Origin of the sequence: Nocardiopsis halophila DSM 44494 (assembly GCF_000341245.1) — a bacterium.
Lineage (GTDB): Bacteria > Actinomycetota > Actinomycetes > Streptosporangiales > Streptosporangiaceae > Nocardiopsis_A > Nocardiopsis_A halophila.
Window position 1 is genome coordinate 1 of record NZ_ANAD01000233.1, and the last position, 3,712, is coordinate 3,712.

Sequence of the window (3,712 nt, forward strand, 5' to 3'; positions counted from 1 at the left end):
GGGTCCGGCTAGACCCGGACGCCGTACATGAACTGGCCGTCCCAGTACCCGGCGAGCGGCACGACCTCGACGTTCTTGCCGGTGCGCGGCGCGTGCACCATCTGGCCGTTGCCCAGGTAGAGGCCGTCGTGGCCCAGGCCGCTGAACATCAGGATGTCGCCCGGCTGCAGCGCGTCCCGGCCGACCCGGGAGCCCGCCTCGGCCTGGCCGTAGGTGGTGCGCGGCAGGCTCACGCCGGCCGCCCCCCAGGAGCGCATGACCAGGCCGGAGCAGTCGAAGCCGTCGGGCCCGGCGGCGCCGTAGACGTAGGGCTTGCCGACCTGGGCGAGCGCGAAGTCGAGCGCGGCGCGGGCGTTGCCCGAGCCGTTGTTGGCCGCCGTGGACCCGTCGCCCTCGGGGGCGGCGTCGGCCTCGGGGAACTCGGCGAGGAGGTCCTCCTGCTCGGAGATCTTCTTCTCGACCTCCTCCTTCTTCTCCTCGGCCTCGTCCTTCTCGTCCTTGGCCTCCTCCAGGGCCGAGTCGGCCTCGTCCTTGAGCTTGAACAGGCGCTCGTTGGAGTCGCTGAACTCGTCGAGCTTGGCCTTCTGGTTCTCGGAGAGCTTGCCGACGTCGGCGGCCTGGTCCATCAGGTCACCGGGGTCCTCCACGGTCAGCGCATAGGAGTTGGAGCCGAGGTCTCCCCCCTGGTACACGGCACTGGCGATCTCCGAGGCCTCCTTCTTGAGCTCCTCGTAGCGCTCCTTCTCCTCGCCGACCTGTTCGTCGAGTTCGTCGGCCTTGGCCTTGGCCGCCTTGTAGTCCTCGTTGGCCTCGTTGTACTCGTCGACGACCTTGCCGGCCTCTTCGTTGAGCTCGTCCAGCTTCTGCTGGACGTCCTCACGGCTCTGCTCCGGATCGGCGCTGGCCACACCGGTCCCTGCGGACGCGATCAGACTGCCGGCCGCCACGACCCCGAGACCGGTCGCTACCCGGCGGGCCGTGCGCCGACCACCGTTGTTCGCCATGGCGGTCCACGCTCCTTGCTGGTCGGGCCCCTCAGGGGCCTGGGACGGGGACGAGGGCCGGGCCCCGGCCCCGCGCGGTGCGGGACCGGGGGGGCGGGTACCGCGGTCTCCGGGCGACACTCGGGGGCCGGACGACACGGCAGCACGACCGCTCGCACCCATGGGGTTACGGGGAGCCCCGCGCCCCTCGGCGGGCACCGCCCCGCGGGCGGCGCCTGCACCGAGGCGCGCGAGACCATGAAGCTCCTGGGAAAAACTAGCGGACCGCTTTACCCGCCTCAACCACAACAACGAAACAGTAACGGCGACCGACAGCGGCCCCGCGGCCGTTCTCCCTGCCCAGTACGGCTTTTGCCCACCGGCTTCGACTCGGTCACAGATCCGTCACACGCAGGGCACCTGACCTCAAAGAACGCTAGGGTCACGCCCTCCCCGGCCGCCCGGACGCGGCGTGCGGAGCCTCAGCGCCCCGGGTCCAGGCGGCGGAGGAGGAGGGTGGAGGGGACCGGGCGGGCGCCCTCGCGGCGGGCTGCGGCGATGATCTCCTTGTCCGCCGTGACCACCGCCAGCGGCCGGCCCGGGGGCTCGGTGCGGACCAGGTGGACGATGAGCTCGTCGGCGGTCTCCCCCGGGTCGCTGAAGAGCAGCCGCACCCGGCGCTGCCCCTGCTGGACCGGGGCCTCCACGTCCGCGCCGTCGAACACACAGGTGATCTCGGCCTTGGTCCGGCTGGCCAGCCCCTCCAGCGCCGTCAGCAGACGGGCCCGCTGGTCGGCCAGCGGGAGCTCCGGGTAGCCGGTCTTGGTCACGTTGTAGCCGTCCACCAGCAGGTGCATGCGCGGCAGCTCCAGCAGCCGGTCGACCAGCGCCGGGTCGTCGGTGGGCGCGCCCACCTCGGGCACCGGGCGCGCAGGCCCGGAACGGCCCTCGGCGACCAGGTCGGCCGGGGTGGCGATGGAGCTCGGCAGCGCCAGCTCGCGGCGGAGCCCGTGCGCGGCCTCCACCAGCACGTCCAGCAGCACCCGCAGCCGTGCGTCGTCGGCGCTGCGCCCGGCGCGCGCCGCCCGGCGCGCCGCCTCCACCTGGCCCTCGGCGGCCTCCAGCCGCGCCTTGAGCCGGCGGTTCTCCGCCTCCACCGCCGCCACCTGGGCGGAGGTGAGCCGGCTGCGGTCACGGATCTCCTCCTCGGCCTGTGCGGCGCGCTCCTCGGCCTCCTTGGCCCGTTTGCGCTCGGCGTGCACCTTGCGGCGCAGGTCGGCCACGGTGCTGCGCTGCTCGCGCAGCTCCTTGCGGAGCCGGTGCACCTCCTCACGGTGCTCGGCGCGCGCCTCGTCCAGGCGGGCGCGCAGGTCGGCCAGGGCCTCGGCGGCCTCGTCGGCCTCCCGGGCGCTCTCCTGGCGCTCCAGCTCCCCGCCCACCCGGTCGACGATGTCCTGCCACCCCTGCGGCCGGATCAGGTAGGCCGCGGCCCCCACCGCCACCGGGTCGGCGGCCGGCGGGAGCACGCCGCGGCGCAGCCCTTCGGCCAGCTCGGGCCAGACCTGCTCCACCCGGGCGGCGACCAGCCCCCGGAAGGCGGCGTCGGTCTCCAGCTGGGCGGCGATCTGCGGGCCGGCCAGGCGGGCGCGGCGGCGCGGCTCGAACTTGGCCACGCGGCGCAGCGCCGCCGGCAGCTCGGCGGCGCGCAGCCCGCCGAGCACGTCCGAGCCGTACTCGACCACACGGGAGCGCACCGCCTCGGGCAGCGGGCGGTGCTCCCGCTCGCCGCCGTCCTCGGCGGGCGTGTCGGCGGGCGTGTCGGCGGGCGGGTCCGAGGGTGTGTCGGCGGGCTCCATCAGCCCTCCGCACCGCTCTCGGCCGGGGCGACCGCGCCGACCGCTCTCCCCGCGCCGGCCGTGGCGACCGCGGAGCGGACGGTCCGGACGGCGTGGACGGTGTCGCGGCCGCGCACGGTGCGCGCCGCGCCGAACCTGGTCAGGTCGCCGCGCCGGCCGCACTGCCGGCGGCGGCCCTCGGCCGGGGCCTCGCTGCTCACCTGTCCTACCTCCCTGCTCTCGCCGCGGTCCGGGACATCTTTCCACGTCCGGGGCCCACCACGGCTACCCTGTCGGCGTGCACCCGCCCCGCCCCTCCGCCGCGCCCGCCGTCCAGGCGACCCTGGACGACCTGGGCACGCCGCTGGCCGAGGGCACCTTCGTGGTGGTCGACCTGGAGACCACCGGCGGCCGGGCCGGCGGCTCGGCCATCACCGAGATCGGCGCGGTCAAGCTGCGCGGCGGCGAGGTGCTGGGCGAGTTCTCCTCCCTGGTCAATCCCGGTTCCCCGATTCCGGCACACATCACCCTGCTCACCGGGATCACCCAGGCGATGGTGGCCACAGCCCCGCCGATCGGCGCGGTGCTGCCCGCCTTCCTGGAGTTCGCGAACCTGGAGGGCGGTGCGGTGCTGGTCGCCCACAACGCCCCCTTCGACGTGTCCTTCCTCAAGGCCGCCTGCGCCGAGCAGGACCGGCCCTGGCCCCGCCCGCGAGTGGTGGACACCCTGCCGCTGGCGCGACGCCTGGTCACCCGCGAGGAGGTGCGCGACCACAAGCTGGGCACGCTGGCCCGGTTCTTCGCGGTCGCCGACCGCCCCTCGCACCGGGCCCTGGACGACGCCCGGGCCGCCGCCGGGGTGCTGCACGGGCTGCTGGAGCGGCTGGGGGCCCC

4 protein-coding genes are annotated in these 3,712 nt (G+C 75.1%); 1 reads left to right on the forward strand and 3 read right to left on the reverse strand.

Annotated features, from left to right (window positions below; genetic code table 11):
* Positions 1 to 8 precede the first annotated feature (8 nt).
* The 3 genes from D450_RS0125090 to D450_RS0125100 all read right to left on the reverse strand — a co-directional run bounded on the left by D450_RS0125090 (position 9) and on the right by D450_RS0125100 (position 3,039).
* A complete protein-coding gene (locus D450_RS0125090; protein ID WP_026128757.1) occupies positions 9 to 1,004 on the reverse strand; it encodes a C40 family peptidase in 996 nt (331 codons plus the stop codon).
* Between the two features lie 461 nt (positions 1,005 to 1,465).
* Positions 1,466 to 2,839, reverse strand: a complete 1,374-nt coding sequence (locus D450_RS0125095) for an NYN domain-containing protein (RefSeq protein WP_017541383.1) — start codon at positions 2,837 to 2,839, stop codon at positions 1,466 to 1,468.
* On the reverse strand, positions 2,839 to 3,039 hold the full coding sequence (locus D450_RS0125100) for a hypothetical protein (protein WP_017541384.1): 201 nt from the start codon (positions 3,037 to 3,039) through the stop codon (positions 2,839 to 2,841). The genes D450_RS0125095 and D450_RS0125100 overlap by 1 nt, the downstream gene beginning before the upstream one ends.
* 77 nt (positions 3,040 to 3,116) lie before the next feature.
* Here D450_RS0125100 and D450_RS0125105 point away from each other — a divergent pair.
* Positions 3,117 to 3,712, forward strand: a 596-nt coding sequence (locus D450_RS0125105; protein WP_026128758.1) for an exonuclease domain-containing protein, incomplete at its 3' end; no start/stop codon positions are given.